Annotated in this window: 13 protein-coding genes and 1 pseudogene; 8 read left to right on the top strand and 6 right to left on the bottom strand. The window is 60.5% G+C overall.

Annotation, left to right across the window (positions count from 1 at the left end):
- The first annotated feature begins 377 nt into the window (after nt 1–377).
- The 3 genes and pseudogenes from WJU23_RS04395 to WJU23_RS04385 form a co-directional block, all read left to right on the top strand.
- Nucleotides 378–2,840 (top strand): DUF3656 domain-containing protein, encoded by a 2,463-nt coding sequence (locus tag WJU23_RS04395; RefSeq protein WP_346331320.1) that lies wholly within the window; start codon nt 378–380, stop codon nt 2,838–2,840.
- A gap of 86 nt (nt 2,841–2,926) precedes the next feature.
- Nucleotides 2,927–3,241 carry an HPF/RaiA family ribosome-associated protein gene (locus WJU23_RS04390; RefSeq protein ID WP_346331319.1) on the top strand — a complete coding sequence of 105 codons (315 nt, stop codon included), beginning with the start codon at nt 2,927–2,929 and terminating at the stop codon, nt 3,239–3,241.
- Between the two features lie 224 nt (nt 3,242–3,465).
- A pseudogene (locus WJU23_RS04385) lies at nt 3,466–3,606 on the top strand (cell filamentation protein Fic); the annotation flags it as partial.
- A gap of 213 nt (nt 3,607–3,819) precedes the next feature.
- Here the strand turns inward: WJU23_RS04385 and WJU23_RS04380 are convergent.
- The 6 genes from WJU23_RS04380 to WJU23_RS04355 form a co-directional block, all read right to left on the bottom strand.
- Entirely contained in the window at nt 3,820–4,944 is a 1,125-nt protein-coding gene (locus WJU23_RS04380; protein WP_346331318.1) for a citrate synthase, read from the bottom strand.
- Between the two features lie 222 nt (nt 4,945–5,166).
- Nucleotides 5,167–6,585, bottom strand: a complete 1,419-nt coding sequence (locus tag WJU23_RS04375; RefSeq protein WP_346331317.1) for a transglutaminase domain-containing protein — start codon at nt 6,583–6,585, stop codon at nt 5,167–5,169.
- A 101-nt stretch (nt 6,586–6,686) separates the two neighbouring features.
- Entirely contained in the window at nt 6,687–8,180 is a 1,494-nt protein-coding gene (locus WJU23_RS04370) for a hypothetical protein (RefSeq protein WP_346331316.1), read from the bottom strand.
- Complete coding sequence (locus WJU23_RS04365; protein ID WP_346331315.1) at nt 8,180–10,318, bottom strand: c-type cytochrome; 2,139 nt, start codon at nt 10,316–10,318, stop codon at nt 8,180–8,182. The genes WJU23_RS04370 and WJU23_RS04365 overlap by 1 nt, the downstream gene beginning before the upstream one ends.
- A gap of 88 nt (nt 10,319–10,406) precedes the next feature.
- Nucleotides 10,407–10,982 (bottom strand): DJ-1/PfpI family protein, encoded by a 576-nt coding sequence (locus tag WJU23_RS04360; RefSeq protein ID WP_346331314.1) that lies wholly within the window; start codon nt 10,980–10,982, stop codon nt 10,407–10,409.
- A gap of 110 nt (nt 10,983–11,092) precedes the next feature.
- On the bottom strand, nt 11,093–11,986 hold the full coding sequence (locus WJU23_RS04355; RefSeq protein WP_346331313.1) for a TIM barrel protein: 894 nt from the start codon (nt 11,984–11,986) through the stop codon (nt 11,093–11,095).
- 154 nt (nt 11,987–12,140) lie between these two features.
- Here WJU23_RS04355 and sppA point away from each other — a divergent pair, with 154 nt between their 5' ends.
- Genes sppA through tsaB form a run of 5 tightly spaced genes read left to right on the top strand, consistent with a single transcriptional unit; the run spans nt 12,141 to nt 15,991 of the window.
- Complete coding sequence (gene sppA / locus WJU23_RS04350; protein ID WP_346331312.1) at nt 12,141–13,157, top strand: signal peptide peptidase SppA; 1,017 nt, start codon at nt 12,141–12,143, stop codon at nt 13,155–13,157.
- 19 nt (nt 13,158–13,176) lie between these two features.
- Nucleotides 13,177–14,022: a type II CAAX endopeptidase family protein gene (locus tag WJU23_RS04345; protein ID WP_346331311.1), complete on the top strand. Its 846-nt coding sequence runs from the start codon at nt 13,177–13,179 to the stop codon at nt 14,020–14,022.
- On the top strand, nt 14,019–14,897 hold the full coding sequence (locus tag WJU23_RS04340) for a thiamine-phosphate kinase (protein WP_346331310.1): 879 nt from the start codon (nt 14,019–14,021) through the stop codon (nt 14,895–14,897). Before WJU23_RS04345 ends, WJU23_RS04340 begins: the two co-directional genes overlap by 4 nt.
- 12 nt (nt 14,898–14,909) lie before the next feature.
- Entirely contained in the window at nt 14,910–15,341 is a 432-nt protein-coding gene (gene tsaE / locus WJU23_RS04335) for a tRNA (adenosine(37)-N6)-threonylcarbamoyltransferase complex ATPase subunit type 1 TsaE (protein WP_346331309.1), read from the top strand.
- A complete protein-coding gene (gene tsaB, locus WJU23_RS04330; RefSeq protein WP_346331308.1) occupies nt 15,338–15,991 on the top strand; it encodes a tRNA (adenosine(37)-N6)-threonylcarbamoyltransferase complex dimerization subunit type 1 TsaB in 654 nt (217 codons plus the stop codon). Before tsaE ends, tsaB begins: the two co-directional genes overlap by 4 nt.
- The last annotated feature ends 6 nt before the right edge of the window (nt 15,992–15,997 follow it).

Below are 15,997 nucleotides of genomic sequence, written 5' to 3'. Positions count from 1 at the left end.
GGGATTCGAGAAAAGACTGGCGGTTTGGGCAAACATCTGTTGTGATCACAGTTACAATGACGTTTCTCGCTTACAGCAATTGATATTCCACAATTGCCAGTAATTAAGATGACCTTAGTAACGAGAAAGGTTACAAAGTGCAATCTCAGAATTCCGAAAGTAATTCACAATGCGTCTCATTAATGCGTTCATATGAACACTTTAAAGCTGCTTTCGCACACCTCTCTTCTGAATTAAAGGTGTCTTGCAGCATCGAGCGAATAGGACCCGTCCTGTAAACCCTGCCAATTCTGTCATCCTGTCTATTTCCCCCCCTCCGCAGGCCCCGCTCCGCGAAATCCTTCGTCATTCTGCATTCGTCATTCGTCATTCCCCCCATGCCCCGCCCCCTCCATCTGCCTGAACTCCTCTCCCCCGCCGGGAACTGGGAGTGCGCCCGTGCCGCCGTTGCCAACGGTGCCGATGCCATCTTCTTCGGCCTGCCCCGCTTCAATGCCCGCATGCGCGCGGATAATTTCACCGCTGAGGACCTGCCGGAGCTGATGAAATTCCTCCACAGCCACGGAGTCAAAGGCTACTGTGCCTTCAACGTCCTCATTTTCACCAGCGAGCTGGCCGATGCCGAGACCCAACTCCGCGAGCTCGAAGCCGCCGGCGTGGATGCCGTCATCGTCCAGGACCTCGGCCTCGCCCGCATGGTCAAGGCGCTCACTCCTGGCCTGCGCCTCCACGCCAGCACCCAGATGACCATCACCTCACCCGAGGGCCTGGAACTGGCCAACACCCTCGGCATTGACCAGGCCGTCCTCGCCCGCGAGCTCAGCCTCCGCGAACTGGAGCGCTTCCAGGCCAATGACCACCCGGACGTGCCCCTGGAGGTTTTCGTCCACGGCGCCCTCTGCGTCGCCTACAGCGGCCAGTGCCTCACCAGCGAATCCCTCGGCCGCCGCAGCGCCAACCGGGGCGAGTGCGCCCAGGCCTGCCGCATGCCGTATGAGATGATCGTGGACGGCGAGCACCTGGACCTCGGCGACAAACGTTACCTCCTCAGCCCGCAAGACCTCGCCGCCGTCCAGGAAATCCCGCGCCTCATCGAGCTCGGCATCCGCAGTTTCAAAATCGAAGGCCGCCTCAAAACACCCGAATACGTCGCCGCCGTCACCCGCGTGTATCGCAAGGCCATAGATGCCGCCCTGGCCGACAAGGACCTCGCGGACATCATCACCGAGGACGACCGCTATGAGCTGGAGATGACCTTTTCCCGAGGCCTCTACAGCGGCTGGATGCATGGCGTGAACCACCAGGAGCTCGTCGGCGCGTACTACGGCAAAAAACGCGGCTACTACGTCGGCGTCGTCCGCTCCGTCGCCCGCGATGCCGTGGAGCTGGAAGAAAATCCCACCCACCTCAAAAACGGCGACGGCGTCGTTTTCGAAAACCTCCAGGACACTAACAACGAACAGGGCGGCCGCATCTACGGCCAGCAGGGCAACTGGATCGAATTCCAGCACGGTCGCCTCCGCACGGACCTCATCGTCCCCGGCATGCGCATCTTCAAAACCGGCGACCAGGCCCTGGACCAGCGCCTCCGCCAGACCTTCCAGGGGGACATTCCCCTGCGCAAAAAGCAGCCGCTGCATCTCATCGTCTCGGGCAAGGCAGGCGAGCCGCTCGTCATCCGCATCCGTGACCAGGACGCCAGCGTCTCCTCCACCATCCCCCTCGCCCCCGCCCTCCAACGCCCGCTCACCCTGGAGACATTGCAAAACCAGTTAGGCCGCCTCGGCGGAACCCCGTTTGAACTCGGCACCCTGGACCTCCACCTTGACGGCGACTTGATCCTCCCCGTCAGCGAGCTCAACCGCATGCGCCGCTCCATCGTCAGCCTGTGGAAACCACCCGCGACGACAGAACCGGCCCTCCAGCCCAGACCTGTCATCACCGCCACTTACGAATCTCTTCTTCCGGCCCAAGAAGAATCAACTGCCCCTGACGCCCCCACCCTCCACATCCTCTGCCGCGACCACGCCCAGATCCAGGCCGCCCTGGAGGCCGGCATCCACCACCTCTACGTGGACTTCGAAGACGTCCGCCAGTACGCCGATGCCGTCAAACACGTCCGCGCCCACAGCGACGCCCGCATCTACCTCGCCACCCCCCGCATCCAGAAATCCGGCGAGGCCGGCATCTTCAAGCTCATCACCCGTGCCGAGCCGCACGGCGTCCTCATCCGCAACCTCGGCGCCATCGCCCACTTCCGCGACCTCGGCCTCCCCATCACCGGAGATTTCTCCCTGAATGTCGCCAATCCTCTCACCGCCGGTTTCCTCAAGCAGACCGGCCTGGAGCGCCTAACCATCAGTTACGATCTCAACATCGACCAGGTCCTCGCCCTCCTCCACAGCGCCCCGCCGCATTGGTTCGAGATCACCCTCCATCAGCACATGCCCATGTTTCACATGGAGCACTGCGCCTTCGCCGCCTTCCTCTCCGAAGGCACCGACTTCACCAACTGCGGCCGCCCCTGTGAAAAGCACAAAGTCCGCCTGCGCGACCGCGTCGGCATGGAGCATCCCTTGAAGGCCGATGTCGGCTGCCGCAACACCCTCTTCAACGCCGTCCCCCAGACTGGTGCCCAATACTTCAACGGCCTCGTCCAGACCGGCCTCCGCCACTTCCGCGTCGAGCTTCTGGAGCAGACCCAGGACGAGTCCCTCCGCATCATCCACACCTACCAGTCCCTCCTCGCCTCCCGGCGCGGCGGCGAGGACATCTGGCGCGAGCTGAAGGCACAGTCTCAGCTAGGCGTCACCCGCGGCACCATGGCCGAGATGGTTTGAGAACAGTCAGGATTGGACAAAACCCACCCACAAAAAGCTCTTGGCAGACGTATTATAGATGGCTGCATAAACACGCCAAAAATACCATGATCATCCAAGTCAATACCGACAACCACATCACCGGCCATCAAGATTTCATCGCCCAGGCCGAGGCCACCGTCTCGGACGCCCTCAGCCATGTGAGCGAACACGTCACCCGCGTCGAAGTGCACCTCAATGACGAGAACAGCCAAAAGAGCGGCCCTGAAGACAAGCGCTGCATGATGGAAGCCCGCCTCCAAGGCCTCCCCCCCATCGCCGTCACCCACAAAGCCGAAACCCTCGCCTTCGCCCTCGACGGTGCCGCCGAAAAACTCAAAGCCGCCCTCGAGCACAAACTCGACCGCCTCCAGCACCATTAATGAACCACCCCGGTTAAAACCAACCTCTTCCCCAAAAAATGCCAGGCCCCCGCCTGGCATTTTTATTTCCCCCCACATCGGCACCCTGTTGACCAAGGCGGAGCCGGCCCAGCTTCCTCATTGAGCTTGACTCAGGTCTCGCCTATGTCCCTCCCATGCGCCGAAGGGCGCGATATGTTCGACCTCAGCGCATATGAGCAGTAAAAAAGAGCAAGGTTCCACCCGATGCTTCCCTCGTCCGTTCATCGGCTGCGGAATACCTCACTTTCGTCGCCGCCAGCGGCAAGGGAGACGTGAACGCGGTTTATGCCGATGAAAACGTCTGGCTCTCCCAGAAGATGATGGGCCTGCTCTACGATGTGGATGTCAGGACCCTGAAGGCGGGAAGCGTGAGCCGAGAAAGTACGGCAGGCACTCCTGCCCGTCCCCTCTCACCTCTACGTCCTCAAGCCACTCCGGCTCATCGCCAGCATTCGGAGCCATTCAATCTAGCTTCGGCATTCATCACCCTGCACGCGAGATCATCGGCCCCACATGCAGGATCATTCGGCATTCGGTCCCGCCTCGCGGGGTCATTGTTATCGCTCCTCAATCGGCAGCACCTTCTGGCCATACGGCCGGCCGACGTACTCGCTGAGCGGGCGGAAGAGGCGGTTCTCGCTCCACTGCTCCAGCACGTGGGCGGTCCAGCCGCTCATGCGGGCGATGGCGAAGATGGGGGTGAAGAGGTCCGTCGGGATGTCGAGGCTGTAATAAACCGTGGCGCTGTAGAAATCCACATTTGCATTCAGGCCCTTCTGCTCGCGCATGATCTCGGCGATGCGCTCGGACATCTGGATCCACTTGGCCTCGCCAAGCTGGGCGGTGAGCTGGATGGCCATCTCACGCAGATGCGGAGCGCGGGGATCCAGCACTTTGTAAACGCGGTGACCGATGCCCATGATCTTCTTCTTCTGGGCCAGGGCGTCGGCCACCCAGGCATCCACCTTGTCCGGGCTGCCGATCTCTTCCAGCATGTGAATGACGCCTTCATTGGCACCGCCGTGAAGCGGACCCTTCAGCGCGCCAATGGCGGCGCTGATGGCGGAATACATGTCGCTCAGCGTGGAGGCCACCACGCGGGCGGTGAAGGTGGAGGCATTGAAGCCGTGCTCAGCGTGCAGCACATAGGCCACATCCAGGGTCTTTTCAGCCTCTTTGGTCGGCACCTCGCCGGTCATCAGATAAAGGAAGTGGGCGGCCTCGCTGAGATCCTTGCGGACCGGCGGCAGGGACTTGCCCGTGCGGGCACGGTGGAAATACGCGGCAATGACGCCGATCTGTGAAACCAGGCGGATGGCCGTGGCGAGATTCTCGCTCACATTCACATCGTGACGGTTCATCTCATAGCTGCCCAGCATGGAGACAGCCGTACGCATGATGTCAATCGGCTTGGCCTTCTTCGGCGCCGCCAGCAGGTAGTCAATGACCCCCTGCGGAAGCTCACGCTCGGCCCGCAGCGCCGTGGTCAGCTTGTCCAGTTCCGACCGGTTCGGCAGCTTCTGGTAAAACAGCAGGTAAACCACTTCCTCATAGCTGACCTTGCCGGCCAGTTCATTGATGTCGTATCCGCAGTAATAGAGGATGCCTTCAGCACCGTTGACTTCCCCGAGACGGGTTTCTGCTGCGACGATTCCTTCGAGACCTTTGGAGACGACTGCCATGGCTTTTTAGTGAGATAAGTGGGTTTACGATTGGAGTGAAGTGAAATGAAGTGAGGCTGCGCGCCCGAATCCCCATGTTTTCGGGAGGAGCGCGGGCACTCCTGCCCGCCTCAAATGAAGATACGCGCCCGAGTGCCGATGTCTTCTGTCGAGTTAGCTGCAAGCGTGCAAACGCTCAAGGCAAAATACGCATCGAAAGCGATTCCTGGGAGCCAATGTCCCTTATTCTCCGCCAGACACGCCCGCTCCATCAGAATTTCCTTGGCCAAGCGATAAAGGCATTTGCCAGACGGAGGCATCTTTCGGGATCTCCTCCAGCTCCATGAACGGTGCCACCGCCGGATTCGGACGGCTGGTCCGCGCCACCCTCTGCACAGAAGAATCCGAAGCTTCACCTTGGCTCCCGCTGCTGCCGTCAGCAGCGGAGGAGAACGCCCGGATTCGCGCCTCCAGGGTGCGCGGCTCCACCTTCGTCCACACCTTTGCGGACCAGTAATCCCCCTTCCACGCCTGCCCCGGCGTGTGTCGCACATACAGGGAATACCGGTCAAACATGATTTCCGGCACATACCGGCTCCCCACCCGGGTCACTAGTGGCGGGTTCGACAGATCCGGCCGCCCCTCCGTGGATTCCAAAAGATACTCCTTGTCATCCAGCTTCACCACCACCCAGGCATGCCCCCCCATGTCCCCAAACCTCCCCAGCGCCACCCGCGCCTGAAACCCCCGCGAAAGCAGCCAGTCACACAAAAAAATCGCCGAATCCTCACAGTCCCCCTGCCCCATCCTCTGCGTCTCCAAGCTCGTCTGCCAAGAATCCGTTGCCTCCTTTGCCGCGCCGGGATCTTTGGTATAAACGCAGTTGGCATGCACCGCCGACCAGATCGTGAACAGCTCATGCACCCGTGAATGGTCTTTGGAAAAAGCCGCTGGTGGCGCATACCCGGTGAGGTATTCGTTCACATACCGGTATTTTCCCGCCGCATCCGCCGCCACCACCGCATACGTGCGCCGGCACTGCGGGCATTCCAGCCCCAGGCTGTGCTGCTGCCGGGAAATGCGGACGATGTGCGGGTGCTGACAATGCAGGCAGGTGCTGAAAAAAGCCTCCTCTTTCGTTTTGGAAATGATTTCCGGGCTGAAATCCTCCAGCCGCTGCCCCACCACAAACAGGGCGTGATGCCCCAGGCCCCCAGGCGACTGCCGCACCGCACAGGCCAGATGCGTCATTTCAGGACCGGTCTGTTGGCAAAAGTCATGAAACTGGTCCAGCAGCGTAGCCAAAGTGGGGCCGCTGGCCGTGCAGACCGAGACCCGAAAGTAACGCGGCACTGCCTCCTGCACCCGCCGGGTGATGCTGTTCACATCCCCTAGCACCATGGTGGGAAATTCACTTTGCAGCCATCTTTCCAGCTCCGTATCCACCCGCAGCACAGGAAGCTTGGCTCCGATCCGGGCATAATTGAGGCGGTCAACCAGGTCCACCTGGAAGCGCACGCTGGCGGCGGCTTGGTCCGTCCCGCTGACCCATTCCTGAAACCAAAGATTCCACGCCACCCACTTGCCATCACGATGGGCCATCAGGCCGCCTGCGAGGGCAAGACCGGCAATGATGGACCAGGAGAGAAGACGGATGAACATGGAGGAGCAAAAATTATAGTATTTATAAAATCGCACGCAATCCGAAACCTATCCCTGACAAATTGCTTACATTCCCATATCGCACTCCTCTTGGAAGATCTTCACTTCTCCGGAATACGGTTCAAAGTGTAGGCTGAAAGGCGATGCCAAAGGGGCGATCCGTCCTTCCCGTTCACCATCGGCAGCTCAAATTCATGCACGTATCCGGGGCGCAGGTTGGCGCATTTGACGGTTAGAGAGAGCCCGTCTTTGGACAGCTGCCAGCCGCTGAGCTTGAGCGGGGCGGTGTCAGTTTCCGCGCTGCCGTACTTGGCGGTAAAGAGGTAGGTGTAGCTCTGGGCCTTCGTCTGCCCCCATTTGGCCGGCTTGACCGGGCGGGTGAAGGTGAAACGGAAGCCGTCCTTCAGCGCCTCCAGCTTCTGCACATCCAGCGGTATTTTTCCCGTGGGAACCAGCCGCTGGATGCCAAACGGGCGGTTACCATAACTGTTCCAGCCGCGGTTGGACTGGCCGACGACCATGGAGCCGTCTTTCAGGAAGTTCACCGCCAGGACGGCGCTCTGCAATCCGCTGACGAAGGGAAAACAGGCTCCCTGATATTCGCCACCCACCTTTTCCAAAAAGACGCGGTTCACTCCAGAAAGGACGAATTCACCGACGAAAAGCTGTTTCTCAAAAGGGCCAAATTTGCCGCCGGTCAGGTCGCAGCGCAGGCCCGTGGGACTCTGGCCAAATTTCACATACGGAAACCACACCGCCGGCGGCGAATAATGGGGAAGTTGCTTCATGGCCTCAGCCACCGTGATGCCATCGGGCTGCTTGCCCTCCGGGGCCGGGATGGGGGAATCCGGGTGCTTCATGTCCACCAGGGAATCGGCATGGCTGAAGTAGGCGCCTTCGCGCACATGAACGAGCGGGTTGGTGGGCATCCAGTTGCCCTGCTGGTCGGTGGCGAAGATGTCTCCTTCGGCATTCAAACCAAGGCCGCTGGGGCTACGGAAACCGGCGCTGAATCCGCTGGCCTTGCTGCTGCCCTTAGGCGTCATCACTGACCATCCGCGCCAAAGCGTGTGCTTGGCCTCCTCACCTGCTCCAGGCCATTTTTTACCCATGGAGGCATTGAGGGTGTTGTGCATGTTGCCTTCGCGGTCAAACACAGGGCCATAGGCATACTCATGGTAAGCGCCGGAGACGCCCCAGCCCTGGCCGACGGTGAGGTATTCATCCGCCGTGCCATCCTTATCGGTATCCCGCAGGCGGGTGACTTCAGACCGCTGGGTAACGTAAAGGTCGCCTTCGTGGTAGGCCAGACCGAGAACTTCATGCATGCCGGAGGCGAAGAGCTTATACCCCAGACCGGCCACTGTGGCGGGTTCGGCTTGTGGATTCTGAATGATCCATACTTCCCCGCGACGGATGGAAACGGCCAGCTTGCCATCTGGCAATACCGCCATGCCACTGACCTCCAAGTTCAGGCCTTTCGGCACCGCATAGGTCACGGTGCGATAGTAGGGATTCGTCTCCTGCGCGCTGGCGGCGGACACAGCCAACACAGCAGCCAATGAAATCTTCAGCATCTGGCGGACAGTGGGCATTACCATGACAGGACCTCCTTGGTGATCTCACCGTTCATCTTCATTTCGCGTTCAAAGTTCTTGCCGTCCTTCGCCGGACGCAGGGTTTCCTCCACAGCCTTTCCGTCCTGCTGATACAGGAAGGTGGGCACGCCCGCCTTGTCCAGACGGTAGCCGGAAAACACCCGTTCGCCTGTGGCCGGCGGCAGCTCCTTGAGGTCGGTGCCAAGGGGTTTGATAGGCAGCATCTCGCGGCTCTGCCAGTTGCTCATCGCATCCAGGAAGCGGCCACGCCAGACCTGGGTGAAACGCACCTGGGCGGCGTCAAAGGTGGCGTGAACTCCTTCAGGAAAACCGACGGCGATGGCATGGCTACCGGCCCCTTCAATGAAGCTGCGGAAGATGATGGGACGCTTTTCCTTCTCCGGTTTCAGCTCGAAGTCCTCTGTGGACAGCAACCCTTCCGGTAGCGGCTGGCCTTCCAGTTCCTTGAGGTAGGTCCACAGGGATTCGATCTCCTGGTCCGCCTTCTTCCGGCCCATGAACATCGGTGGCATCATGGTGCCCTGCTGGGTGGCCTGGGGATTGAGAAGCAGCTCTTTGAAATACTCCGGCTGCAAGCGCGCCACGGTGTGATCCAGGCGGATGACTGGAGGTCCGAGGGACTTGCGATCTTTTAAGCCATGACAGGCGATGCAGGCCAGGCCGGTGGAGCCCATGAGCTGGCGGCCAATTTCCGCCCGGTGATGTTTGCCCAGACCGCTGACATCAATCTCCATCGGTGTCTCGCGTTTATCCGCCTTCGGCAGCAGGCCGACGAGCATCTCCGTTTGTGCGCGGCCAAAATTCGGCATGCGGGTATCCATGTAAGGGCGCACGCTGCCGCCTTTGCCATACAGCACTTTGCGCAGCCAGTTGGCCGTGAGTTTGCGGCCGACGTTGTCCAGATTCGGTGGGAGGTGAGCCAACTCGCCGAGGGATTCAGCACTGCCATCGTTGGAGGTGAAATACTGCGCGCGGGGATCTTCCGGCCCGCCCTTGCCATCGCGGTCATGGCAGGAATAACAATTGAGGCGCGTCATCTGCCAGTCCACCTTTTGCTCCGGCGTCTGCTTCGGCGCATCCTGTTTCTGGATGGCGGCAAGCGCCAGGCGGATGGCCCGTTTTTGCAGGTCATTCAGGTCGTAGCGCGGGATGCCGCTGGGCTGCGTTTCAGCCAGGCAGCCCACGGCTGGATTCAGGGAAACGAGGGTCTTGGCAGCTTTCGCCGGGACCACTCCGGACGGCGCATCCGCTGGGGCTGGCAGCGTGTGGCAGGCGGCGCAGTTCATCTGGGCGAAGACCTCCCGGCCCTTCTCGATGCCCTGGGCGGGGATCTTCAGCGCGGCCCGTTCCGTGGCCAATTCCGCCTCCCGGCCGATGTGCAGATACGCGGCTATGTCCGCCGCCTCCTGGGCGCTCAGGCGCATGTCCGGCATGCGACCGGAAGGCCGGTGGGAAAGCGGATCCTGGAGGAACTGCGCCAGCGCATTCACGTCATAAGCATCGGCCAAAGCGATGGGCACGGAGCCAAGGCCGGGTTTCTCAATCTCCGCATCCGCGGCGGCCTTGGCCGGGCGGTAGTCGGTGGCGGGCTCATGACAGGCCACACAGCCGACTTTATGATAAAGCTCCTTGCCGCGCGCGATGTCTCCGGCGGGCATTTTCTTCACCTCCTGTTTCAAGCTGCCCAGATATTCCGTCAACGCTTCTACCTTCTCTGCATCGCCTTCCTCCCCGGCAAACAGGCCGGGCATCTGGGTGCCCTTTTTGCGATGCTGAGGACTGCGGATCATGAGCCAGAGCGTGTCCGCATCCAGCCGTGAGCCCACACCGGCCAGGTTCGGCCCCGGTTTGGCCGCCAGCCTCTCCGCCCAGGACTGGGGCGGCGCATGGCAGGCCGTGCAGTTCAGCTCGCCTAACAAAAGATATCCACCTTCCACCACGTGCTCATCGGGATCCTCCGGCAGATTATACTGGTCGAAGGGAAAGACGTACGCGTGGTTGATCGGCTCCGCCTGGAGAGGGTGGGCGGATGAAGGGGAAGAGGCCAGATGCAGCAGGGCGAAAGCAAAAAACAAATGACGAATGACGAATGCAGAATGACGAATGGCAGGCATGGAACGGACGTCGAGATGAGAAGGGGTGGGCTTAATCATTCGGATTGAATTCGTCATTCATCATTCGTCATTCGTCATTCGTCATTTCTTAGACTCCCATCTTGGCGCGCTCGGCATCCAGAGCTTTGATCCAGGGGCCGATGAAATGGCCGCTGTCATGATAGGTGCGGCCGGAGTACATGTGCTGGTCAATAACGCAGGGCTCGTTCACGTAGATGCCGCCACAGATTTCCAGGTCGAACTTGCACTTGGCCACGGTGGCCATGCGCAGGCCTTTGACGATATCGGCGCGGGCCGGGATCTCCACGCCGTGGCAGACGCTGGCGCAGGGTTTTTTCTGCTCCCAAAACCACTTCGTGATGCGCAGCAGGTCGGCATCTTCACGGATGTATTCCGGGGCGCGGCCACCGCTGAAAAAGATGCCCACGTATTCTTCCGGGTTGATGTCCTTGAAGGCGATGTCGGCATCAATGCTGTAGCCTTCCCACTCCTTGGTGATGGTCCAGCCGGGCTTGATTTCATGCAGCACCATCTGGTACTTCCGTTTTTCCGGCGCGGCGACGACCGGAGTATAACCGCCTTCGATCAGACGGAAAAAGGGATACAGGGTGTCAACGGTCTCGGTGGCGTCACCGACGATGAGGAGTACTTTGGCTTCGGGCATAAGGGGGCTGGTGGAGATTCTTTTTTTTACAGGATTAACACGATTTCAGGATTAACAAGATTTCAGTAGGGGAAGTTTGATTCCTTGGATTAAATCTTGTTAATCGAGTTTTAGATGAGGCTGTCGAGGTGGTTTTTGGCGCGGACGATTTCGGCGGTGGTTTCAGCGGCGGTGGGCAGGATGGGGATGCCGCGTGGGGTGGGGTGCATGAAGATCTCGGTGGGGCCGGTGAAGTTGGTTTCGCGCAGGGCCTGGAGCAGCGGTTTCCAGTCCAGCGGCCCGCGACCGGGCATCTGCTGAAGCTCCTCTTCTTTGGGCATGGGTTTCATGCAGCCCATGCCGTGCTCCCAGGCATAAAAGAGTGTCATTTTTTTGTCAATGTGGCGGATCAGGCCGGCCAGCAGAGCCGGGTCCTGCGGCAGATGGTACGGGGCCAGGGCAATGCCGATGCCTGGCATGTCGCGGATGTCATCGGCCAGCCAGCGCAGGGAGTCCGGCGTATCAATGATGTTGTTGATGTGGTTCTCGATGCCGATCTCCACACCGTTTTCCGCAGCCAGGGCGGCGTGGGGTTTCATCTTTTCCACGAAGTCCTTCACGTTTTTGCGAAGCTGCTCCGGGGTGACTTTGAAGTCGCCCTTGCCGCCGGTGACGATGAAGGAGCCGCCGAATTTTTTGACCACGGCAATCTCTTCCGTCAGGCCAAAAGGCCCCAGATCGTAACGGGTGCTGCCGCCAAAGCTGATGCCCTGCTCCTTGAGCATGTCGGCAAACTTGTCATGGCCGATGGCGTCCAGCTCCTCGCGCTGGGTACCGTGTTTTTTAGGCCACAGTTCAATGCCTGTCGCGCCGGTTTTTTTGACCTCGGGCAGAATTTCCGTCAGGGACAGGTTGCCATACATGGAGGAGGCCAGCATGTAGTTAAGCTTCCAGGAGGCGGCAGCGGCCCAGGCAGGTGCCGCACCGACTGCGGCGAGGGATTGGAGGAAATGGCGGCGGTTCATGGTTGTGGCGTATTGAACGGGATCTGACAGCAGGTTTCATTCAGACTTTGAATCCCCTTCTTCAGATTTTGCGGCGTCCGCTTCCACCCGAATGACGGAGTGAATCCTCTTCATTCCTTTTGCGCCCGCACCGGGTCCCGCCTAGGATTGCGGCATGAATCGAACTGTTTATGGCTGTCTGCTGGCTGCACTGGTGGCGTTTTTGTTTGTTAGTTTGGGGCTCAATGCCCTGCAATTCATGACTCTAGTAGGCAGCAGCCTTCCAGGCCTGCCCGTACAGCCTGAAAAGCTGACGGAAAAAATCGTGGTCAGCGGCAAAACGGGTGTCAGTGACCGCATCGTACACCTGGATCTGGAAGGCATCATCAGTTCCATGAGCACCGGCGGATTTCTCGAAGCCGCGCTGCCGAGCGTGGACACCATCAAGCGCAGCCTGGAACAGGCGCTGGAGGATGACCAGGTGAAGGCCATCGTTCTGCGGGTCAATTCCCCTGGGGGCGAGGTCACCGCCTCCGACATCATTTATGCGGCGGTGAAAAAGGCGGCTGAGAAAAAACCGGTGGTCGTTTACATGGACTCCGTGGCGGCCAGCGGCGGCTATTATGTGGCCTGCGGAGCGACGAAGGTGGTGGCCAGCGAGACGACCCTGACGGCAAGCATCGGCGTCATCATGTCCTCCACGAATTACCATGAGCTGTATGGGAAAGTGGGTCTGGCCCCGCAGACCTTCACCAGCGGTGCATATAAGGACACTCTGAGCGGCTCCCGCCCGATGCGCGAGGACGAGAAAGCCTACATCCAGGGCCTGGTGGACACCATGTATGACCGCTTTCTCGGCATCGTCTCCGATGCCCGAAAAGTGCCGAAAGATGTCCTCCGCAACACCGTGGCTGATGGCCGCATCGTCACCGGCAGGCAGGCGCTCGATGCAAAGCTGGTGGACCAGATCGGCTACATCGAAGATGCCTACACCCTGGCCCGTGAGCTGGGCGCGGCCCCGGATGCCATGGTGGTAAAGTATGAGTCTCAGCCCACGCTCTTCAGCGTCCTGGGCATGGCCTCGGCCAAAGCTCAGACACCCGCCAAGGTGGAAGTGGACTTCACCAGCGGCGTGATGCCGAAGCTGCAACCGGGCATGATGTATTACCTGCCGGGTTCCTACCTGCATTGAGCCATACGCCTTCACTCACATGGATGCCCCTACCGCCGGTGTATTGCGCGACATCACCCTCATTGTCTGGCTGGCGCTGCTGATCGGCGTGGCGGCCTATAAATGGGTGCGTCAGACCCGCCCCAGCGCCGTTTGGAATTTAGGGGGCAAGGTCGAAGTCCTCCCTTACACCAGCCTGGATGCCATCGTCCTGGCGGCCATTTCCATTCTGCTGCTGGGCGGTCTGCAAAAGGTGGTACCTGCCGCTGAATCCGCCGCAGCCGCTGACACGGAACTGAGCGCCACGGCCATGTTTGTCAGCATTTTGATGCAGCTTCTCGTCTGTGCCGTCCTGCTTTTCTATCTGCGGGCCATCCGTAATCTGGATCCCGTGGACCTCTTTGGCATCCGCCGGCTCAGTGCCGGACGCGTTTTCACTACGGTGCTCATTTTCATGCTGCCCACCCTGGTCATCGTCATGTTCACGTCCTCAGTGGTCACGCTGTGGCTGGAGGGTTTCTGGCCGGACCTGGCGCAGCAGGAATCAGTGGAAGCTTTTCGTAAATCCACTGACCCGCTGGCGAAAACGCTCCTGGTCATCGCGGCGGCCATCGTGGCACCCATTGTTGAAGAAGTCATTTTTCGCGGCTTTATCTATGGTGTCATCAAGCGCTTTACGGACGGTTATTTTGCCGCCCTCTGCTCCGCCCTGCTGTTTGCCGTCGTTCATTTTCACATCGGCAGCATGATCCCGCTGGCCATCCTGGCGCTGGTCTTTTGCGCCGCGTATGAGCGCACCGGCAGCCTGGCGGTGCCCATCCTGATGCATGCGGTTTTTAATGGCACCAGCATCGCCCTCATGCTGTTTTTCCCTGAGCTGAAATGACCACTCTGACCGACATTGGTGAGAACGAGCTCATCCGCCTTATCATCAAAGATCTGAAAAAGGATGTCAGCGTCATCCTCGGTCCTGGCGATGACTGCGCGGTGGTGAAAGGCAGCCGGGAGAACCTGCTGCTCAAAACGGATACCGTGGTGGAAGGCGTACACTTCACACCGGAGACGCCCGCGAAGCTCATCGGCCGCAAGGCGATGGCCCGTGTCATCAGCGACTTTGCCGCCATGGCCGCCACGCCACGACATGCGCTCGTCACACTCATCGCGCCGCCGCAGACGCCGGTCAAACGGGTGCTGGAGGTGTATGCCGGGCTGCGCGCCATGGCGGACTCCTATGGCGTCAACATCGTCGGCGGCGAGACTTCCTCAGGCAGCCAGCTCATCATCACCGTCAGCCTGACCGGCACCGCCCCGGCCAAAAAATGGATTTCCCGGAGTGCTGCTTCCGTCGGCGACCAGCTCTATGTCACCGGCCGCCTCGGCGGCTCCATCCGTGGCAAGCACCTGAAATTTGAGCCGCGGATGAAAGAGGCCCACTGGATCGCCCAAAACCTGCCGGTGCGGGCCATGATGGATCTTAGCGACGGCCTGTCCAAAGACCTGCCCCGGATGGCCGCCGCCTGCGGTCTCGGATTCGAACTGGACGCGAAAGCCATTCCGAAAAACCCCGGCTGCACTCTCGCCCAAGCCTTGGGCGATGGTGAGGACTATGAGCTGCTGCTGGCCCTTGCCCCCAGCGTCACCCAGGCGCAACTCGCAGACTGGAAGACCGCCTTTCCCAAACTGAAGCTGACATGCATCGGCACCCTGGTGGAAGGGATGAAGACCGGCCATGCCATCGGCGGCGGATGGGAGCATTTTTAAACCCGGAATCCCATGCACTCCCCTGCCCTCCTGCCCACACCTGAAGCCACCTTTGACTGGGGCCGCATGCTCGCCAGCAGCCTCCAGAAAGGCGCGGTCATCGCCCTCTGCGGGCACCTGGGCGCAGGGAAAACGCAGGCCACCAAGGGCATTGTCAGCGGCCTCGGTTCCAGGGTGGATGTGACCAGTCCCACCTTCACCCTGGTGCATGAATACCTGGACGGCAGCGTACCGGTTTTTCACTTCGACTTTTACCGCATGGACCGCCCGGAGCAGGTGCTGACCGTCGGCTGGGATGACTTTCTGGACGAGCCCGGCGTGGTCATCGTGGAGTGGGCGGACCTGTTTCCGGACCTGCTGCCGGAGCACACCCGCTGGTTTCATTTCACGTCCTTGCCCAATGGCGAAAGGCGGGTGATGGAAGGCACCTCCGCCCAGCCATGAGCCACAGCCGCACCGTCCTCGCCATTGACCTCTCCTCCACCCGTGGAGTCATCGCCGTGCTGCGCGAGGGCACCCTCCTTTTTGAGGCCGTTTTCACCGCCGAGCGGTCGCACAATGCCCAGGTCTTTGCCCCGCTCGGCCAGGCGCTGGAGGCGATGGGCAGCGAGCCGGGCCTCATCATCATCGGCACCGGACCCGGCTCCTACACGGGCGTGCGCATCGCCATTGCCGCGGCACAGGGCATCGCCCTGTCACGTGGCTGGCCCGTCATCGGCTGGCCCTCCATCACCACCGCCCCGGAGGCGGACTGCCAGGTCATTGGCGATGCCCGGCGAGGCATGTTTTACACAGCCTCCGTGACAAACCGTTTGTTAGGTCCCATTGAGATCGTGGATGCGGCCACCGCCCAGGCCCGTGTGCAGACCGGCGGTGACTGGCGCAGCTTTGATGCCCGCCCTCCGCTCGGCCTGCCGCAGGTACAACTGTGCCCTCCGGATGCCGGCCGCCTCGCGGAAACTGCCGCAGGACTTTCTGAAGACGAAATCCAGGCGCTCGCCGCCCGGCCGCTGGAGCCGGTGTATTTGCAGGAGGCCTTCATCACCAAGGCCCGGAAGGCGGGGAAAAAAGTGCCTGGCAGCAGACCCGCCTAACAGCGG

Origin of the sequence: Prosthecobacter sp. SYSU 5D2, from assembly GCF_039655865.1 — a bacterium.
GTDB lineage: Bacteria > Verrucomicrobiota > Verrucomicrobiia > Verrucomicrobiales > Verrucomicrobiaceae > Prosthecobacter.
This window is presented reverse-complemented; position numbering and strand designations above follow the sequence as displayed.

Excerpts from the sequence above, each read along its gene's own strand:
- WJU23_RS04395 (WP_346331320.1), top strand. The coding sequence starts at position 378 with ATGCCCCGCCCCCTCCATCTGCCTGAACTCCTCTCCCCCGCCGGGAAC.
- WJU23_RS04390 (WP_346331319.1), top strand. The coding sequence starts at position 2,927 with ATGATCATCCAAGTCAATACCGACAACCACATCACCGGCCATCAAGAT.
- WJU23_RS04380 (WP_346331318.1), bottom strand. The coding sequence starts at position 4,944 with ATGGCAGTCGTCTCCAAAGGTCTCGAAGGAATCGTCGCAGCAGAAACC.
- WJU23_RS04375 (WP_346331317.1), bottom strand. The coding sequence starts at position 6,585 with ATGTTCATCCGTCTTCTCTCCTGGTCCATCATTGCCGGTCTTGCCCTC.
- WJU23_RS04370 (WP_346331316.1), bottom strand. The coding sequence starts at position 8,180 with ATGCCCACTGTCCGCCAGATGCTGAAGATTTCATTGGCTGCTGTGTTG.
- WJU23_RS04365 (WP_346331315.1), bottom strand. The coding sequence starts at position 10,318 with ATGCCTGCCATTCGTCATTCTGCATTCGTCATTCGTCATTTGTTTTTT.
- WJU23_RS04360 (WP_346331314.1), bottom strand. The coding sequence starts at position 10,982 with ATGCCCGAAGCCAAAGTACTCCTCATCGTCGGTGACGCCACCGAGACC.
- WJU23_RS04355 (WP_346331313.1), bottom strand. The coding sequence starts at position 11,986 with ATGAACCGCCGCCATTTCCTCCAATCCCTCGCCGCAGTCGGTGCGGCA.
- sppA (WP_346331312.1), top strand. The coding sequence starts at position 12,141 with ATGAATCGAACTGTTTATGGCTGTCTGCTGGCTGCACTGGTGGCGTTT.
- WJU23_RS04345 (WP_346331311.1), top strand. The coding sequence starts at position 13,177 with ATGGATGCCCCTACCGCCGGTGTATTGCGCGACATCACCCTCATTGTC.
- WJU23_RS04340 (WP_346331310.1), top strand. The coding sequence starts at position 14,019 with ATGACCACTCTGACCGACATTGGTGAGAACGAGCTCATCCGCCTTATC.
- tsaE (WP_346331309.1), top strand. The coding sequence starts at position 14,910 with ATGCACTCCCCTGCCCTCCTGCCCACACCTGAAGCCACCTTTGACTGG.
- tsaB (WP_346331308.1), top strand. The coding sequence starts at position 15,338 with ATGAGCCACAGCCGCACCGTCCTCGCCATTGACCTCTCCTCCACCCGT.